At 67.0% G+C, this 17491-nt stretch carries 15 protein-coding genes; 3 read left to right on the top strand and 12 right to left on the bottom strand.

What is annotated here, in order from left to right; genetic code table 11:
- Nucleotides 1-92: 92 nt before the first annotated feature.
- Both CKW34_RS12015 and CKW34_RS12010 read left to right on the top strand, forming a co-directional pair.
- Nucleotides 93-797: a DUF899 domain-containing protein gene (locus tag CKW34_RS12015; protein WP_059383490.1), complete on the top strand. Its 705-nt coding sequence runs from the start codon at nucleotides 93-95 to the stop codon at nucleotides 795-797.
- A 12-nt stretch (nucleotides 798-809) separates the two neighbouring features.
- Nucleotides 810-1658, top strand: coding sequence for an alpha/beta fold hydrolase (locus CKW34_RS12010; protein ID WP_059383491.1), 849 nt, complete (start codon nucleotides 810-812; stop codon nucleotides 1656-1658).
- A gap of 18 nt (nucleotides 1659-1676) precedes the next feature.
- Here the strand turns inward: CKW34_RS12010 and CKW34_RS12005 are convergent, their stop codons facing one another.
- The 4 genes from CKW34_RS12005 to CKW34_RS11990 form a co-directional block, all read right to left on the bottom strand.
- Entirely contained in the window at nucleotides 1677-2228 is a 552-nt protein-coding gene (locus CKW34_RS12005) for a dihydrofolate reductase family protein (RefSeq protein WP_059383580.1), read from the bottom strand.
- A 58-nt stretch (nucleotides 2229-2286) separates the two neighbouring features.
- Entirely contained in the window at nucleotides 2287-3093 is an 807-nt protein-coding gene (locus CKW34_RS12000) for a glycoside hydrolase family 19 protein (RefSeq protein ID WP_059383492.1), read from the bottom strand.
- 727 nt (nucleotides 3094-3820) lie between these two features.
- Nucleotides 3821-4870 carry a ribosome small subunit-dependent GTPase A gene (gene rsgA, locus CKW34_RS11995; RefSeq protein ID WP_059383493.1) on the bottom strand — a complete coding sequence of 350 codons (1050 nt, stop codon included), beginning with the start codon at nucleotides 4868-4870 and terminating at the stop codon, nucleotides 3821-3823.
- A gap of 100 nt (nucleotides 4871-4970) precedes the next feature.
- Nucleotides 4971-5636 (bottom strand): class I SAM-dependent methyltransferase, encoded by a 666-nt coding sequence (locus CKW34_RS11990; RefSeq protein WP_059383494.1) that lies wholly within the window; start codon nucleotides 5634-5636, stop codon nucleotides 4971-4973.
- A 129-nt stretch (nucleotides 5637-5765) separates the two neighbouring features.
- Between CKW34_RS11990 and CKW34_RS11985 the strand changes: the two genes are divergently transcribed.
- Nucleotides 5766-7073 (top strand): alpha-hydroxy-acid oxidizing protein, encoded by a 1308-nt coding sequence (locus CKW34_RS11985; RefSeq protein WP_059383495.1) that lies wholly within the window; start codon nucleotides 5766-5768, stop codon nucleotides 7071-7073.
- A 7-nt stretch (nucleotides 7074-7080) separates the two neighbouring features.
- On the opposite strand, the gene CKW34_RS11980 is transcribed toward CKW34_RS11985, so the two are convergent.
- The 8 genes from CKW34_RS11980 to CKW34_RS11945 form a co-directional block, all read right to left on the bottom strand.
- A complete protein-coding gene (locus CKW34_RS11980) occupies nucleotides 7081-7944 on the bottom strand; it encodes an oxygenase MpaB family protein (RefSeq protein WP_059383496.1) in 864 nt (287 codons plus the stop codon).
- A gap of 116 nt (nucleotides 7945-8060) precedes the next feature.
- Nucleotides 8061-9476 (bottom strand): phytoene desaturase family protein, encoded by a 1416-nt coding sequence (locus CKW34_RS11975; RefSeq protein WP_059383497.1) that lies wholly within the window; start codon nucleotides 9474-9476, stop codon nucleotides 8061-8063.
- Complete coding sequence (locus CKW34_RS11970) at nucleotides 9473-11290, bottom strand: DUF3556 domain-containing protein (protein WP_059383498.1); 1818 nt, start codon at nucleotides 11288-11290, stop codon at nucleotides 9473-9475. The genes CKW34_RS11975 and CKW34_RS11970 overlap by 4 nt, the downstream gene beginning before the upstream one ends.
- A gap of 72 nt (nucleotides 11291-11362) precedes the next feature.
- Nucleotides 11363-12826: a class I adenylate-forming enzyme family protein gene (locus tag CKW34_RS11965; RefSeq protein WP_059383499.1), complete on the bottom strand. Its 1464-nt coding sequence runs from the start codon at nucleotides 12824-12826 to the stop codon at nucleotides 11363-11365.
- A gap of 131 nt (nucleotides 12827-12957) precedes the next feature.
- Nucleotides 12958-14271: a PucR family transcriptional regulator gene (locus CKW34_RS11960; RefSeq protein ID WP_059383500.1), complete on the bottom strand. Its 1314-nt coding sequence runs from the start codon at nucleotides 14269-14271 to the stop codon at nucleotides 12958-12960.
- 90 nt (nucleotides 14272-14361) lie between these two features.
- On the bottom strand, nucleotides 14362-15573 hold the full coding sequence (locus CKW34_RS11955) for a hypothetical protein (RefSeq protein ID WP_370670866.1): 1212 nt from the start codon (nucleotides 15571-15573) through the stop codon (nucleotides 14362-14364).
- A 137-nt stretch (nucleotides 15574-15710) separates the two neighbouring features.
- The gene (locus CKW34_RS11950) at nucleotides 15711-16547 is read right to left on the bottom strand and encodes a hypothetical protein (protein ID WP_059383501.1); all 837 of its coding nucleotides are present in this window, start codon (nucleotides 16545-16547) and stop codon (nucleotides 15711-15713) included.
- Entirely contained in the window at nucleotides 16544-17383 is an 840-nt protein-coding gene (locus CKW34_RS11945) for a MerR family transcriptional regulator (protein WP_059383502.1), read from the bottom strand. The genes CKW34_RS11950 and CKW34_RS11945 overlap by 4 nt, the downstream gene beginning before the upstream one ends.
- Nucleotides 17384-17491 lie beyond the last annotated feature (108 nt).

Below are 17491 nucleotides of genomic sequence, written 5' to 3'. Positions count from 1 at the left end.
GCCGTTCGGACTCGTGGCCGCGTCCACGATGATTTCCGGTTCCTGCCCCGGTCAACATTCGTGAACGGATCCGTCCGACTCCGGGAGACGTCATGACCCAGCAGACCGCCCGCGCCCTTCCCCCGATCGTCGACGAGCAGACATGGCGTTCGGCACTCGATGACCTCCGTCGACGAGAGAAAGCCGCCACGCGCGAACTCGACGCGATCGCAGCGCAGCGCCGCAGGCTGCCGATGATCGAACTGCCCGACTACATGCTGATCGGCGCCGACGGCCCAGTCCGGCTCGCCGATGTGTTCCAGGGCAGGTCTCAGCTCATCGCCTATCACCACATGTGGTCCGACGGCGCCGAATGGCAGTGCGGTGGATGCACGAGTCTCACGACGCAGTGGACCCGGCTCGGCATCCTCGACAACTACGACGCGCGCATGGTCGTCGTCACCAACGGACCGATCGACGAAGCCCTCGCCTACAAGGCGAAAGTGGGCAACACGATGGAGTGGTACTCATCATCGGAGAGTTCGTTCGGCGCCGATGTCGACGCGCCTCCCGGCGGAGGGTTCGCGGTCAATGTCTTCCTGCGCAACGGCGACAAGGTCTACCGCACCTGGCACACCACCGGCCGCGGCACCGAACAGCTCAGCTACACCTTCGCCCTGATCGACCTTCTTCCGTGGGGTCGTCAGGAGGAATGGCAGGATTCGCCCGAGGGCTGGCCGCAGTCGCCGACCTATTCGGGGTGGCTCGATTCCCCCGATGTGGCGCGGCTCTACGGTCCCGGCACCGGCGCGCAGTGAGGGCCGGGTGACATGGCGGACTCGACACCCTCGCGCAGCGGACATCTGCCCATCAACGGTCTGAGCCTGTACTTCGAGGTGCACGGCGAACTCGACGGGTCCGCTCCGCTGCCCCTGCTGTTGATTCCCGGCGCGTTCATGAGCACCGAGTCGATGCCGTCCTGGGTGACCGCCTTCGCCCGACGACGCCCGGTGATCGTCTTCGATCAGCAGGGGCACGGTCACACCCCGGACACCGATCGTCCGATGTCCTACGAACAGTTCGGCGACGATGCGGCGGAGTTGCTGCGGGCTCTCGAGGTCGAGCGCGCGGACGTGATGGGTTATTCGCAGGGCGGCGGGGTGGCGTTGCAGTTGGTGCTCCGGCATCCGGACCTCGTCGGAAAGCTCGTCACACTGTCGGCCACCTACCGGCAGGACGGTTGGTATCCGTCGGCGCTCGAGGGCATCGGACATCTCGATGCCGAGGTGCTCGCCGGTTCCTCGATCGAGAAGGTGTTCACGGAGCACACGCCCGATCTCGCGGCGTTCTCCGCCTACATCGACAAGATGAAGGTCCTCAACATCGAGGACCAGCAGATCACCGACGAGCAGATGCGGTCGATCATCGCGAACGCGATGGTGATCGTCGGTGACGCGGACGGCGTGGAACCCGAACATGCGGTGGCGATGTTCCGGTTGCTCGGTGGCGGGGACGAGGAGGCGGCCGCGACGGGGACGCTCCAGAAGGTTCCCCGGGCACGCCTGGTGATCCTCCCCGCGATGTCACACCTCGGCATCTCGGGAGAAGCGGACGTGCTGGTGCCGATGGTGACGGCGTTCCTCGACGACGTCCCGCCGGTGACGCCGGAGCTCTTCTGAGCGGCGGCCGGCGGACTTTCAGTCGGCGAGATAGCGGAGCATCACGGCGGTCGTGAACTGTCGTGTCTCGACCAGGCGCAGATCCACGCGCTTCTCGAGGGGCGGGAACATCGGTGTCCCTCCACCGAGCAGGACGGGTGAGACGAACACCTGGTACTCGTCGATGAGACCGTGCGGGATCAGCGACGCGGCGAGGTTCGCCCCACCGACCTCCATGACGCCGTCTCCCTCGGCCTTGAGCCTGCGCACCTCCTCCACGGCGTCGTCGCTGACGAGGCGACTGTTCCAGTGGACCTCGGTGAGGGTGCGGGAGAAGACGACCTTGGGCGTGGTTGTCCACAGTTCGGCGAAGTCGCGTTCGATGGGCGAGGCGTCCTCGGGCAGGTGAGGCCAGTACTCGGCCATCAGCACGTACATCCGCCGGCCGTGCAGCGAAAGCTCGAGCTGACGGAACCGGTCGTTGTGGAACCGGTGCAGATCGTCGTCGGGGTCGGTCCAGTCGATATTGCCGTCGCGGTCGTTGATGTAGCCGTCGAGGGACACGCCGAAGTCGTAGATCAGTGTTCTCATGATCCGATAGACCGCCGGCACGACCCGAACTCATCGAGCCGAGTGCGACCGTGTGGAACTACGGCTGGAGCAGCACGTCCAGGCCACGCTTGAAGTCGTCGATGCGGCGACCGAGGGCGTGGTGACCGCCGTTGACGAGCTCGGACACACGAACGATCCCGGCGGTGTCCGCGACCTCGTTGAGGTTGCGCGACGTCCAGTACCAGGCCGCGGTGGTGAAGGCGTTCTCCGGCGCAGCGAGCAGCTCGGGGTGCGCGACGAAGTCGACGCCGGTGTGCTCGCTGACCTTCTCGTAGTTGTGGCGGCCTGTGATCTGGATCGCGCCGCGACCCTTGTAGCGCTCACCGTCGCCGGGATGGGTGTTGCCGAGGTCGGCCCGACCCTCGTAGGCGCGTCCGGACGCGTACTCCTCGAAGGTACGGAAGGAGTCCGATTCGACGGCCAGCTGGGCGATGAACGCCGCCTGACGGACCGGGTTGTCGATGCCATTGCGCGTCATCGCCTCGTTCAGCGGCGCAATGAACTGCTCGACCTTCTCGGCCGGGATACCCGGCACGATGCGAGCCAGCTCCTCGGGTGTGACGGCGGGCGGCGCAGGGGTCGTCTCAGCGACAAGCTCGACCACCTCGGTCTCCTTTGCCGAGTCGGTCTCCTCTTCATCGTCCGTGACGGTCCAACCGTCGGCGGCCAGGGAGTCGAAGTCGAGCGCCCGGAGCAGGTCGCGGGGCTCCTGCAAACGGGTCTGGGTGGGGGTGGTGGGTGCGGTGTCGGCGTGGGCGGCGGAGGTGCCGACGCCGAGCGCGGCGGTGAGGACGGCCGCGGTGGCGACCGCGGCACGGAAACGGCGCGATGATGAAACGGACAAGGGTCGTGCTCCAAGATTCGCCGAAGCTGGGTTCGGCCTTTGAACGGGGCCGCGGGCATCACCGGCGGGATCGTTACCACCCCACGGAGGGCCAACACGCGACCATTAGGTCACAACCAGGTAACGTCGCAGGTCGAGAGGTTTTCAAGCGATAGTGGCCGACGCCATCTGAACCGAAGCAAGTGAGCCACGCCATACTCGAAAGTCGATCATTGCGGCCCTCGCATTCAGCCGGCCCAGCGAGAACCTTCCGCAACGGCACCTGGCCGATCCTGCCCCTCGTCCACGGAGGATCGACGTGCTCTCACCGAATCCCCTGCGTAGCAACACCTTCGATGACACGACCGCACGCGCCGAAGGTTCGCCCCACAGATGATCGAATCGAGGCCGCGATGGGTCGCCCCCTCGAGAACAGACCGGTTCGATTCGACCGAGAAGGTGTACACCCCCGAGCCGGGTCGTAATCATTTCGTGTCCGACGACACACCTCGATAACGCGCTGCCGCGAGCCGAGGAGTCCATCCGCGTTCACGGTGCAACGGACCCGAACCGGAAGTACCGACCGGTATGTTCACGCAGGTGGAAGACCCCGACCATTCGGTCGGGGTCTTCCATGATCAGCGCACCGAAACGGGGGCGACGCGGCGTGTTGCGGTAGCGAGCCCCGGTTCATCGCGCGAACTGCACTGAGGGGCACCGACCGCCCTGTATGCCGCGTCGAGAACCCTCAGCGGTCGCGGTAGTACGCCCGGATCGCCCGGCTCATCACCTTGATCTCGCGGGTCCGCTCGTGCCGCAATCGGGCATCGGACCGGGCCGCGATCCACTCGTTCTCACGCCGCAGCTTGCGATGACTCTCCACTCGCCGGGCATCGAGGTCGCCGCAGTCGACAGCGGCACGCACCGCGCATCCCGGTTCGGACTCGTGCGCACAGTCCGTGAAGCGGCAGTACTGCGCAAGATCGTCGATCTCGGGAAAGGCGGAAGCGATGCCGGCGCCGGCGTCCCACATCCCGACGCCCCGCAGGCCCGGCGTATCGATGAGGGTCACGCCGCCACCCAGAGGGAACATCTCCCGATCGGTCGTGGTGTGGCGACCCTTGCCGTCCCCCTGCCGCACCGGTGCCGTCGCCTGGACGTCGCGACCGCACAGCGCGTTGACCAGCGTCGATTTCCCGGCGCAGGACGCTCCGACGAACACGACGGTGCCGTGGAGCAGCGCGCGCAGTTCGCTCAACCCGGATCGGTCCGGCGCGCAGACCTCGACCACGCTCGCTCCGGGTGCGAGCACGGCGACCTGCTCGAATACCGCTTCGGTGGCGAGGTCGACCTTCGTCAGGGCGACTACCGGTTGCGCGCCGCTGTCCCAGGCCAGCGCCAGCAGACGTTCCATGCGACCGAGATCGAGGGTGTCGGATGCGACCGTCACCACGACGGTGTCGACGTTGGCGGCGAGAACCTGCTCTTCCGAACGTCCCGACGCGTCGGCACGACGAATCGCGCCGGTACGCGGCAGCACCGCACAGACGGTGCCGATCGTGTCGCCTTCCGTGGCCGGTTCGCGCACGATCACCCAGTCGCCGGTGCAGACATGGTGGCCCGCCGTCCGCACCCGCAGCGGACCGGCGGAGGTCACGGCGTCACCGTGACCGCGACCGACCCGCACGATCCGGCCGGGAGTTCCCTGGATGTCATTGTCCGCGAACCGTTCCGCGATCTGTTCGGACCAGCCGTACTCGACCGGCGGATCGATTCCGGGTGGGACATCGGGGTGCACGGTGACTCCTGGATCATGACGAGGCGCGGGTGGTCCGCTCCGACAGATCCGATGGTGAACTTCGAACTCCGACAATGCGATCGAATTTCCGCGTGCACCCTCAACCGCGGTGAGCCGACAGCAACCAGGCCGGGAGCATCGAGCGGCCTTTGTCGTCACGCTGCCACGCGGCAGCATCCTCGTCGCCGAGAAACGCGTGGATGAACGCCGGCCGCACGTCGTCGACGGTCCAGAACTCGGCGACCGCGTCGCGCAACTCGTCGTCCGTCACCGGATTGGGACCCTGCCCCTCTTCGGGGAAGGCGCCCTTCGAGAAGGCAAGGACGAAGAAGGACGCACTCGGTGCAGCGGCACGGGTGACCGCGCTCAGGTAGGCGCGGCGCCGGTCCACGGGCAGCGAATGGAACAGGGTGCTGTCGACGATCGTCGCGAACCGGCCGTCGAAACCCGTGAACGAAGTGATATCGGCGACCTGGAAGGTCGCGGTCGTCAGACCCCGCTCCGACGCCGCGGCTCGAGCGGCCTCGATGGCTGTGGGCGACAGATCGAGACCCACCACCGTGTACCCCTGTGCCGCCAGGTGGAGGGAGGTCTCGGCATGTCCGCAGCCTGCGTCGAGCACGTCGCTGCGGAATCCGCCCTCGTCGATCAATCGGGCGATCTCGGGTTGGGGTTCGCCGATGTTCCACGGTACGGGTCCCGAAAGCCCTTCGGCGACGCCCCGGTAGATGTCGTCCCACGGTGCAACCTGGCCGTCCTCGGTCATGGATCCGACGGTACGCCCGCCGCCGGATCCGCCGCACCGATTCCGAATTCGACACCCGTAACCGGTTCACTCGACCGGGTTCGTGAGGAAGGATCGACAAGCGCCACCGCTCGAGAGGGGAACTCACTCGTGACCGAAACTGCTGCATCTGCACCCGCCGGTCCCGGCCGGGAACGTCAGGGGGTCGTGTACCGCAACGGAGCGCTGGGCCGGCGCCCGGCCGTTCCGACGTCCTTCGGCGACCTCGAACGTGCCGCGCGGCGTGCGAGTTCGAAGCGGGCCTGGGCGTATGTCGCGGGCGGTGCCGGCGAGGGACGCACGATGCGCAACAATCGGCGCGCGTTCGATCGATGGGCGATCGTCCCGCGCATGGCCCACGGTGTCACCGAACGCGACCTGCATACGACCGTGGCGGGCACGTCGCTCTCCTCGCCGCTGCTGCTGGCCCCGATCGGGGCGGGAGCGTTGATGGCCGCCGACAGCGACCTGGCGATCGCGCGGGCAGCCGCCGCGACCGGCGTGCCGTACATCTTCTCCAATCAGGGCTGCAATTCCATGGAGGACTGCGCTGCCGCAATGAGCTCTGCGTCCCGCTGGTTCCAGCTGTACTGGAGTTCCGACGAGGATCTCGTCGACAGCCTGCTGCGACGCGCCGAAGCAGCCGGCGCCGAGGCCGTCGTCGTCACCCTCGACACGACGATGCTGGGATGGCGTCCGCAAGACCTGAATCTCGGGTCGCTGCCGTTCGCACGCGGCGAGGGCATCGCCCAGTACACCTCGGATCCCCGCTTCCTCGACATCGTCCGGCAGCGGATCGACGCCGCCCGCGAGATGGTGACGGAGCGACCCGACGTCACGCTCGGCGCGCTCCGCACACTGCTGTCGATGACCCGCAACCATCCGGGCCGATTCCTCGACAACCTCCGCTCCCCCGTGCCGCGCGCCGCCGCGGAGACCTTCCTCGACATCTACTCCAATCCGGGACTGAGCTGGGAGCATCTGGCGACGTTGCGGGATCGGACGCGACTTCCCATTGTGCTCAAGGGAATTCTGCATCCCGACGATGCGCGTCGCGCCGTGGATCTCGGCGTCGACGCGATCGTCGTGTCGAACCACGGTGGACGCCAGGTCGACGGATCGATCGCCTCGCTCGATGCCCTGCTCGACATCCGTGCCGCGATCGGCCGGGAGCCGACCGTGCTGCTGGACAGCGGGATCCGAAGCGGTGCCGACGTCTTCGTCGCGCTCGCGCTCGGCGCGGACGCCGTGCTGCTCGGCCGGCCCTACATGTACGGATTGGCGATCGCGGGTCAGCAGGGCGTCGAGGAGGTGGTCCGCAACGTGATCGCCGAGTTCGACCTCACCATGGCGTTGACCGGCGCCCGATCGATCGCCGATATCGACGAACGGTTCGTCCGGCCGAATCCCTCCTTCTGAGACAGGGTCAGGCCTTGCGCGCACGCACCTTGCGGTAGGGAGTCTCGTCGATGCGCGTGGTGATCTCGGCGACCATCTTGTCGTACGACTCGTTCTTACGAGCGATGCCGATGAGCCGCTTGGTGGTGCGCGCCGCGGCGCGGAGGTTCATCGGGCGCCCCTCGATGCCGTACATCAGACGCGCCCACTCCGGCAGGAGCGACAGCATGCCGTCCTGCACGACGACGAAGGTGAACACCTTCACCGGATTCCCCCACAGGTTCGGCTTGCGGAGCGCGTGCGTCACCTCGGCTGCGGCGAGCGACAGCGACAGCCAGTGGCGCTGCTCGTCGACGTAGGCCTCGAGGTCGGCACGGGTCGCGGGTAGGCGGGCCGGGTCCGCGCCGACGAGTTCTGCGGCGATGTGCTGTTCGACGACGAACTTGTCCTGCTCCGCCGGGGTCAGGTCGAGGCCGAAGGCCTCCGCACCGCGCAGCAGCGCGAACGCGAGGGCATTGTGCGTCCAGTCGATCCATGCGGGCTCGTCGGCGCGCAGCGTGGTGCCGGTGTGCGGGTCGTCCCAGACCGCGTGCGCGTGCATGCGGCGCACCGAGGCTGCGGCGGCATCGGCGTGGGCCTTGTCGCCGAACATGACCGTGTCGAGATAGCGTCCGGTGCGCTCGTCCCGGCCCTTCGGATCGACGTACGCGGCCGACGCGTGCTCGAACAGCCGCATCATGCCGGGGTTGAGCGCCTGCAGCAGCAGACCCGCCATGCCGGCGACGCGAGAGGACGGGTCGGCGTACACCTTCCACGAGACGGAGCCGGGGCCGAAGTAGCCGTCGTCTTCTCGCGGCGCGTTCTGGGCAGGGTGAGGGGTGGTTGCGGTCACGGGTGGGGCTCCTTCAGCACCGAGGGAAGTGCATATCGGGAGAATGTTATTTCCGTGTGCAAAGTTTCGCGGCGCCGCTCAGGCCCTTCACCCCACATTCACCCCGGAAGATCACCTCATGTCTTCAGGTACGCCAACGCCGACCGGGCGGCGTGGTACCCGCACATGCCGTGTGCCCCGGCACCCGGCGGAGTCGCCGCCGAGCACAGGTACACGCCGGGAACGCCGGTCGCATACGGGTCCAGGGCCGGGCGGGGCCGGAGCACGAGCTGCACCGCACTGTTGGCTCCGGTGACGATGTCGCCGCCCACGTAGTTCGCGTTGTGGGCGGACATCTCGGTCGTCGTCCGCACGTGCACGGCACGGATCGTGTCGCGGAAGCCCGGGGCGAACCGTTCGATCTGGGCGGTGATCGGTTCGGTCGCGTCGCCGGTGTACCCGTGCGGGACGTGCGCGTAGGCGTAGAGCGGGTTCAGATTCCCCGCGGAGCGCGACGGGTCCGCGAGGAACTGCTGGCCGACCAGCACGTAGGGGCGATCGGGCATGATCCCCCGGTTGACCTGACGTTCGGCCGCCGCCGTCTCGGCGTACGAACCACAGACGTGGACGGTGCCGGCGCGACGGGACGGTTCGTGCTGCCAGGGCACGGTGCCCTCGACGGCGTACTCGACCTTGAACGCCCCGGGCCCGTGCTTGTACCGACGGTAGGCGCGGGCGGTGCGGCGAGGCAGCCTGTCGCCGACAATCCGCACGGCGTCGGCGGGTGAGGTGTCGAGGAGCACCAGATCGGGGTTGCCGAGTTCGTCGAGGGACTCCACGCGCACCCCGGTTTCGACGGTGCCGCCGTTCTTCTCGATCAGCGAGGCCATCGCTGCAGCGATGGCGCGCGATCCTCCTTGCGCGACCGGCCACCCGTAGGCATGCGCGGCCGTGCCCAGCGCGATGCCGATGGCCGACGACATCGGCGAGCCGAAGGGCCGCAGGGCGTGGGCCGCCACGCCACCGAAGAGGGCGCGCGCCTCGGGTGTGGACCAGGCGCGTGCGAGCACGTCGGCGGGCATCGCGGCGAACATCCCGAATCCGGCGAGCAGCACCGGATGGACGGGTACGTGCAGCATCGGGCGCAGGAAGTCCTCGGTGATGCCGCCGAATCGTTCGGTCAGTGCGCCGAAGATCCGGCGCCACCTGGTCCCGTCGGTCCCGAGTTCCGTGGCGGTGTCGTCCACGGATCGGTAGGCCGCGCCACCACGTCCGCCGTCGAGCGGGTGGGTGTACTGCACCTCGGGCCACGACCAGGTCAGTCCGTGTTCCGCGAGGTCGTACTTCCGGCTGAAGGGTGTGTCCACGGCCAGCGGGTGGAAGCCGCTGCATTCGTCGTGGAGCAGGCCCGGCAGGGTCAGTTCGCTGCTGCGCGTGCCGCCACCGATCGTCTCGGCTGCCTCGAGCACTCGTACCCGTACGCCCTCGGAGGAGAGGACGACGGCGGCAGCGAGCCCGTTGGGCCCGCTGCCGACTATCACCGCGTCGGTCATGCTCCAACCTTGACACGATCGGACCGGACCTGCGGGTGGAGGTAGGCCGTCCCGGCCGGTTCGTAACCGGCCATCCGCCAGGTGACAGTATGCGGGATCGGACCGTCGGGCAGCCACGGCTGCGCCGAGACCGCGTCCTCGATGTGATAGTGACCGCGTTCGACGACACCGAGCGCCGCGTCGATCACCTTGTAATCCAGCGTCTTCCGATGGATCGGTTGGGATTCGATCCACACGATGACACATTCTCCCGGTTCGAACCGGCACCGTTCCTGCACCGCGCTGATGGTCTGCTCGTTGTGCAGGTGACCGTCACCGAACTGCCAGCCCACCAGGGTCGTGCAGGTGAACTCGCCTTCGCGGATGCGGTAGTTCTCGAGCTTGTCGAGGTGCCGCATCATCAGCGACATCAATCCGCGGCCCTGGCTGTGCATGGTGCGCCATGCGACGGCCTTCTGCATGAAGATCTCGACGACCTCCTTGCCGAACGCCCCGCTCAACTGGTCGATCTGGTTCTCGTTGAACTTGGTCAGGTTCTCGTTGAGCTTGTTCTCCGCCTCGTCACCACGGAAGGCCCACAGGGCCGACGCCCAGTTGCCGGCGTACTGACGCATCGACGGCAGGAAGGAGACGAGGTCGGGGCGCAGGTTGCCGAGGATCGGGAACAGCAGGAAGGCGACGAGGATCGGCGCGAGGATCCAGACAGAGCTCACGTCGCCCACTCCGTAGCCGGCGCCGGCGGGGAATCCACCGAAGAGCCAGACCGCCGCGAACATGTAGAAGACGTTCCATTCGAGCGGGACCGCCAGCGGGAAGGTCGAGGTGATGAAGATGTGGAACATGACCATGCCGATGATGGCGAGCCAGGTGATCGTCGTATTCGTGGAGAACAGCAGCACCAGTGGGACGACGAGTTCGACGACGGTGCCGCAGACGTGGGCGAGGAACCAGCTGACCTTCGACGGACGCAGGTCCTGGGGGAAGTTGCGGTAGAGCGAGCGCTTGAACCGCTTCGAGGTGATCCACGGAGTGTTGCTGAGCATCGGCGGGATCACGTTGGTGAAGTGGTGGCCGAACTTGGATACGCCCGCGCCGAACCACACGGTGACCAGCGCGATCTTGGCGGCCAGGATCATGTCGACGTGGTTGCTGAAGATGCCGAAGAAGAACATGACGGCGACGTACTGTTCCGAGCGTGCGGCCAGAAAGACCACCCGGTCGCGCAGGCCCATGACGACGATGAGGCCAACGTAGGTCAGCAGCGCCCACTGCGGGAGCAACCCGACCTCGCTTCCCGGAAGGGCGGAGGTCGTCACGCCGGGCCCGAGCAACAGGAACAGCAGGGTGGCCAAGAGCGCGAAGTAGATCGCGACGTCGACGACGGTGCGGTGGTCACCGCGGGTGAACGGCACCACCTTGGGCCAGGGTGGGAGCCGCAGGGTGCCGCGGCGGGTCCAGTAGCGCCAGCCACCGGTGAAAGGCTTGAACTTGAACGCCAGCGGGCCGGAGGACGAGGCGTAGCCGGTGATCTCGAACAGGATGGTCCACACCATCAGCTTCTGGTAGACGATCGGCTCGCCCCACCAGCCTGCGAGGTCGGTGAAGCCCAGTCCGGGGGTGGTGAGTCCGACGACCGCCATCCCGCCGAGAACGTAGAAGATCAACTTGTAGACGTAGAGCATGTGCATCTGCTTGGGGCTGCCGAAACCGTATTCGGCCCAGTGGGTCGCCAGCACCCGCATGCGCTCCATGAAGGGCATGTCGTCGTAGGTGGCCGGGTCGACCGGTGGCATGTCTGCCGTTTTGAATCCCATTGCGACTCCTGAAGGTGGGCAGGGTTCATCACCGCGAGGGGCGCTCGCGTCGAGGTAGGACGAGGGATGGGGTCAGGCGTGTTGCAGCGTTCGCCTGAGCGAGGGTTTGTCGATCTTGCCGACTGGGTTCTTCGGTAGTGCCTCGAGGATGTCGATCCGCTCGGGCACCTTCGCGCGCATCAAGTGCCGTCGGCAGTGTTCGAGGAGATCCTCGGCGGTCGTCGCCGCATCCGGGTACAGCACCACGTAGGCGACGGGAACTTCACCGAGGACCGGGTCGGGCCGCCCGACGACCGCGGCTTCGAGGACGTCGTCGATCGAGGTCAGGACGGTTTCTATCTCCTTGGGGTAGATGTTCTCGCCGCCGCGGATGATCATGTCCTTGACGCGGTCGACGATGCGCAGATAGCCGTCCTCGTCCAGGATCCCGATGTCTCCGGTGTGGAGCCAGCCGTCACGGACGGTCTCGGCGGTCGCGTCGGGGCGATCCAGGTAGCCGCGCATGACGGTGGGTCCCGCGATGACCACTTCCCCTGTCTCGCCGGGCGCCAACAGTTCACCGTCCGGCGACATGATCGCGATCCGCTGCCCGGGTAGGGCCGGCCCAACGGTTCCGAGCTTGCGGACGCCGTCGACGGGATTGCAGGCGGATGCGCAGGTCGCCTCGGTGAGTCCGTATCCCTCGACCATGACGAACCCGAAACGGTCGTGGCACCGCTGCAGCAGTTCCTTCGAGACCGGAGCCGCGCCGCACACCACGAACCGCAGCGACGAGGTGTCGGGGCGGACGGTGTCGGGCAGCGCGGCGAGCATCGCGTAGATTGCGGGTACAGCGGAAAAGTATGTGGGGCGGACCTTTTCCACGTGGTCGAAGAATCGACTCGCGGAGAACGATCCGATCACACTGAGCTGTCCGTGCGAGCGCCAGACCGCCAGTGCGCTCACCATGATCGCGTTGACGTGGAACAGCGGCAGGACGAGCATGCAGTGGTCTTCGGCGGTGAGACGGAAGTGCTGCGCCATCGTCGACGACATGGCCTCGGCGTTGTCGTGATCGAGCATCACGCCCTTCGGTCGGCCGGTGGACCCGCTGGTGTAGATGACCAGGCCCAGTTCGTCGCCGCGCAGGGCCACGGGTTCGGGTCCGTCGCCCTCACCGGCGAGATCGTCCGCCGCGATGCTGGGTCGACCTCCGTCGGGTGCGTCGACCGAGGCGTTGACCACGAGAACAGCGCCGGAGTCCGAGATCTGATAGGACGCTTCCGATTCCGTGAACGCCGGATTGACGGGTGTCGCGGCAGCACCGAGACGCCACGCCGCGAGCATCGCGACGAGCAGTTCGACGCGGTTCGGCAGCATGATCGCGACGATGTCTCCCGCGCCGACGCCGTGTCGCGCGAACTGCGCTGCGACAGCGCGGGTTCGGTCGTCGAGCTGGGCGTAGGTGAGTTCGAACCTGTCGTCCCGGACCGCAGTGCGAGAGCGATCCTCGGTGGGGACGTTCCAGGGGAGAAAGGGAAAGCGGGAGACGGGCATCTACAGCTCCTCGGTCCGACGAGCACGTATCGGTTGTGATGCACGACACTATGCGGTCGGACCGAACCAGGACACGTCCCCGCAAAACCAACTTCCACGCTGCCGTTGTCGATTCTGCACAAAAAATCGGCTCAGCGACCGGACGAGCGCTTCTCCTTGGGCAGCAGAACGGGTCGTCCGAGCACATGACAGACGTGCAGAGCCAGCTCGAGATCCAATCGGTTCTCGGAGATCGGCCGTCCCCGTTCGTCCTCCGCCTTCTGCAGTCGGTACTTCACGGTGTTCCGGTGGAGGACGAGTTCCTCGGAGGTCTGCACATAGCTTCCGCCCGTCCGCAGGAACACCCGCGTCGTGTCCCGCAGACGCTCCGCGGTAGGGCTGTCGATCGCGAGTCGGCCCAGCGTATCGGCGACGAATCGCCTGGTCGTCGCGAGGTCACGTGCCAACACCGCAGTCGCGGACATGCCATCCTCGCCGTAGTACACCGCTCGGCTGTGCGGAACGGTCGCAGTGCTCGCGACGATCCGCACAGCCTCGGCCTGCTCATGGCTCCGCCGGAACCCCGCGACCTCGACCCCCGGCTTCCCGAATGCCACACGCAGCCCGGGGACGGCCTGCACAGCCGCCCGAAGGCGTGGCACGTCGACGACCGCACCACCCGCCGTCGCCGTCCACAACCAGGCCGTGCGCCGATCCACCGGAACGAACAAGGGTGACCCTCCCCCACCGGCCGCGGCGGTGAGTGGCTCCGCTGCCGCCGCGAGGGTGGGCGTCTGGTCTGCGCCCTGGGCAGGACCTTCGATCCACGCGATCGCACCGAGGTGGGTTCCGTCGAGCCGGTAGCCCGTCTTCGTCGCGAAGTCCTCGGTATCGAAGGCGCCGCCGCTCAACACCTGCTCCACCAGCGCCGACGTCACGTTCTCGGACTGCTGGACCAGCACCCGCTGTTCTTCTTCGTGTACGTCGAGCACGACGCGCGTCATCCAGTCCACGTACTTGTGCATCCACCCGGCGAAATGGTGGAGCAGTTCGAGTTTCAGGTCGGGGGCACAATCGAGCTGCTGGATCTCCGCGAACATCTGGTTGAACAGGTCGTCGGAGCCGATGTGGTAGGCCCGGCGCAGCGCCGCCGCAGGAACGCCGTGCCGCGCGAGCCTCACCGCATACTCCGTCGCAGCGGTGATCGGCTGGATGCGATCGAGCGGGATGTCGTTGCTGATCATGTGCAGGATGGTGGCGACGTTGCCTTCTACGCTCGCCCGCAACATGTCGGTCAGTTCGGACTCGCCGAGATTCTCGACGGCCGACTCGATAGCCGCGTCCATACTCGCGACGATCTCGTCGGACCGCCGTTGCAACCGCTCGCCGACCACCACCACGAGTTCCTGCACGTCGGCGGCACGCGCGGCCTTCGACGGAGTCCTGCGTCGGGCGTCATCACTCATTGCATCCGTCTACCAGAAAACTTTCGCGCAGTGTGCGGTCACCACACCACTGTCGAGGGGTCGATTCAGAGAAACAGAAAAACGGGAGAGTCAGCCCACTGCTTCGTCCTGGCATGCCGCATAGCCTCCGGCGACGAATGTCGCCGCGGAGCAGTACACGGCCTCGGGATAGTACGGACCCATCACCGTAGCGGGATCGGCACCGGTCGCCTGCGACGCCTGGATCGACTGCGGGTAGAAGGCCGGCGACGGCAGCATGTAGCGCAGGAACAGCACCTTCTTCGGCACCGTGGTGTCGCCCCACGGCAGCACGGTGACGGTCGGATCTGCGACCGAGGGAAGGTCGGACGGCGCAGCGACCGCATAGGTGTAGTAGCCCGACGCGTCGAGCGCCGTCTCGAAGTCGCCGGCACACGCCACCACCGGATACGGCGAAACCAGATCGTTCTGGCACATCGACCAGTAACGCACCTGCTGATCGGGATCCGTGACCGGTACTCCCGCACGGGTGTCGGGGAACAGCGGCGCCTTGCCCCGCACCACGACGATCCGCCCCGGCTGATAGGTCAACGCCGTCCCGAGATACTTGTTGTCGCCGTTGGGGAACAGACCCGACGAACTCGCCGGGTTCACGAATACCGTCTCGGGTGTGCCACCGGGGAACGCACCGCTCGCCGCACCGGCGATGACCTGGTCGAATCCTGCCTGCGCGAGCTGTGCGACGGGGCCGGTGTAGGAACTCGGGTCGAACGGCTGCTCGCACGGTTGCCTGAGCATCGTCGCCCCACCGAGGTGCATGGTCACCTCGGGCAACGGCACGCCGCCGCTGACGGATGCGGCGTCGTCGGGCACGTACACACGGATGATCAGGAAGCCCACCGGGGTGCTCTGTCCCTCCGGAATCCCGCGGATCTCGTTGCGCGCGTGATCCGAGGGACCGGGTACCACGGTGGCGTGCCACTTCTGCTGCGCCGGAGGAAGATTCCGCGCCGTTGCATCCGCGAACGGGTTCCCGCTGCCCGGATCCGGCACGATCATGTCGTCACGCAGCGTGTCGACGGTGTCGAAGTTCGTGCCGTAGGTGTTGAGCGAGAAGTACCGCGCGGCCGGATAGGTGCCGGACACCTCGATCGAGTCGCCCGGGCCCAGCGCATAGGGCAGCACCCAGTAGGTGGCGTTGACGTCGGGGAACGCCACGTTGAGCACCGTCTCGTTCGACATGAACCGCCACGCGCACAAGGCCGGTTCGGCGCCGGCGGCCGGGGGCACGGTGACCGTGATGCTCGCGCACAGGAACGCGATCGCGGCGACGAGGCGAGCGCGGAGGGCTCGGGATGAATTGCGGGACACGGGGACTCCGTTCGTCGCATACACGATAAACGCAGGTCACCACCTGTGGAACGGATTCGGTGGACGAAATCGTCGATTTCACCCTCGCGTCAGGCGAGGAGGGCGGCGTCGAGCACTCGGCGCGCCGCTGTGGGATCGTCGACGTGGAGCGCGAACCGACTCACGAGTGCCGGACGGCGGCGGTGTTCGAAGAAGGCCGGCAGCAGGGCCTCGACGGGTTCCGCGAGGATGAGGTCGAGGTTGGTGCCGTCGGGTCCGGGCAGGAACAGCACCTCGCCGTCCACGCCCGTCTCCGTCGGCTGGAAGCGATGGCACGGGATGCATTGCTGCAGGTTGTCGGCGTCGATATGGGCCACGACCTGATGTCCGGAGCGCAGAACCAGGCCGTCCCGCGTCAGAAGATGCGGGTTGACGACACGATCCGCGAGCCACCCCACGAGGGGAAGAAGCGAGTACACCGACACGATCAGCAACGTCCAGCGCAGCCATTCCCAGGGCACGAGTATGTGGACCACCGCGATCTCGATGCCCGATGCCACGAGCCACGCGATCGGCACGCTCATCGTGCCGCGGGTGTAGCCGATCGTCGTCACCTCAGGTCCGGCGCCGACGCGACGCCGTCGTATCAGGAACCACAGTGCGCGGTAGCTTCTCAACTCTGCGCGGATCAGGGTCGCGGGCACGCGGCCGACGAGTTCGTCGAGCACCCCCGCCCGCGGTGTTCCGGATCGGCGCAGAACTCGGACGCGCAATGCTCCGACGATCAGCACCAGGATCCCGAGAGGTAGCTCGAATCCGAGCCAGAACTTCAGCGCGGTCGTCGGGGTGAGGACACCGAACGCGGCGAGGACCGCGTTGGTACAGGCCACCACCACGGTGAGGACGAGGGCGGTTCGGTGGGCGAGCCGGACGGTGCGCTCGGTCATGCCCGCACTCCGTCCTGTTGCGGTCCCGACTGTGCAGCGACGCGCCGGACGAACCCGATTGCAACGGCCTGCTGTGCCGGGTCCGGAAGGAACTCGGCGAGCACTTCGGTGTTCGAGTCGAGAGCCGTTGCCGCCTCGGCCGCCCACGAACCGAGCACCTCCACCATGATCGGGATGTCGTCGAGCAGCGCGGTCATGCCGTCGATGACGGCGGTGATCTCGTCGGCCGCCGCGGTGGAATCCTGCCCGGCGAGCGCACCGAAGCGTCGGTAGACGGCGACCATGGCGTGCCGTTGTTCGGGGTCGTCGAGCAGGGTTCGCATGGCGTCGAGATACTCCGGTGATGCCTGCCCGGTGAGGGCGAGCATCTCCCAGCTGTCGCGTTCGCGCACGAACAACGTCCGGGTGTGCGGGTCGTCCTCGCCGTCGATGAGTTCATCGAACGCGTCGACGATCGGTGCCGGCAAGGGCGAGAGCCGGTCGCCGGCGCGGTGACGCTCGAGAATCGCGGCGAGTGCCTCACGTTTGACCTGCAGCGTCCGGATCTGAGTATCTGCCGCCTCGAGCAGCGACTCGAGATCTGCGGTGAGGTCGGACTCGGCGTCGTGGTCGTCGCTGTCGGTGACGTGGCCACCGAGGACGGTCGCCACCGAACCCAGTGGAACACCCGACTGGGCGAGCCAGCGGATACGCAGCAGCCGCACCAGGTCGGCCAGTTCGTAGTCCCGGTATCCGTTGGGTGTCCGTGGGGGTTCGGGCATGAGCCCGAGCCGGTGGTAATGCCGGACGGCGCGAACGGTGGTTCCTGCGGCCTGGGCCAAGTCGCTGATCCTCATGGTTTCAGCATCGACCCTGACGCTGCGTCAGGGTCAAGTCGTGGATGCGGCGCACCTCGGGTGGGAACAACCCGGGGAGGACGGCGGTTGAGTGCAGTAAGGTAGTTG

It is taken from the genome of Rhodococcus rhodochrous, from assembly GCF_900187265.1.
GTDB lineage: Bacteria > Actinomycetota > Actinomycetes > Mycobacteriales > Mycobacteriaceae > Rhodococcus > Rhodococcus rhodochrous.
The sequence above is the reverse complement of the archived record's forward strand: the minus strand, read 5'-3'. Positions and strand labels throughout refer to the sequence as shown.

Excerpts from the sequence above, each read along its gene's own strand:
- CKW34_RS12015 (WP_059383490.1), top strand. The coding sequence starts at position 93 with ATGACCCAGCAGACCGCCCGCGCCCTTCCCCCGATCGTCGACGAGCAG.
- CKW34_RS12010 (WP_059383491.1), top strand. The coding sequence starts at position 810 with ATGGCGGACTCGACACCCTCGCGCAGCGGACATCTGCCCATCAACGGT.
- CKW34_RS12005 (WP_059383580.1), bottom strand. The coding sequence starts at position 2,228 with ATGAGAACACTGATCTACGACTTCGGCGTGTCCCTCGACGGCTACATC.
- CKW34_RS11990 (WP_059383494.1), bottom strand. The coding sequence starts at position 5,636 with ATGACCGAGGACGGCCAGGTTGCACCGTGGGACGACATCTACCGGGGC.
- CKW34_RS11975 (WP_059383497.1), bottom strand. The coding sequence starts at position 9,476 with ATGACCGACGCGGTGATAGTCGGCAGCGGGCCCAACGGGCTCGCTGCC.
- CKW34_RS11970 (WP_059383498.1), bottom strand. The coding sequence starts at position 11,290 with ATGGGATTCAAAACGGCAGACATGCCACCGGTCGACCCGGCCACCTAC.
- CKW34_RS11965 (WP_059383499.1), bottom strand. The coding sequence starts at position 12,826 with ATGCCCGTCTCCCGCTTTCCCTTTCTCCCCTGGAACGTCCCCACCGAG.
- CKW34_RS11960 (WP_059383500.1), bottom strand. The coding sequence starts at position 14,271 with ATGAGTGATGACGCCCGACGCAGGACTCCGTCGAAGGCCGCGCGTGCC.
- CKW34_RS11950 (WP_059383501.1), bottom strand. The coding sequence starts at position 16,547 with ATGACCGAGCGCACCGTCCGGCTCGCCCACCGAACCGCCCTCGTCCTC.
- CKW34_RS11945 (WP_059383502.1), bottom strand. The coding sequence starts at position 17,383 with ATGAGGATCAGCGACTTGGCCCAGGCCGCAGGAACCACCGTTCGCGCC.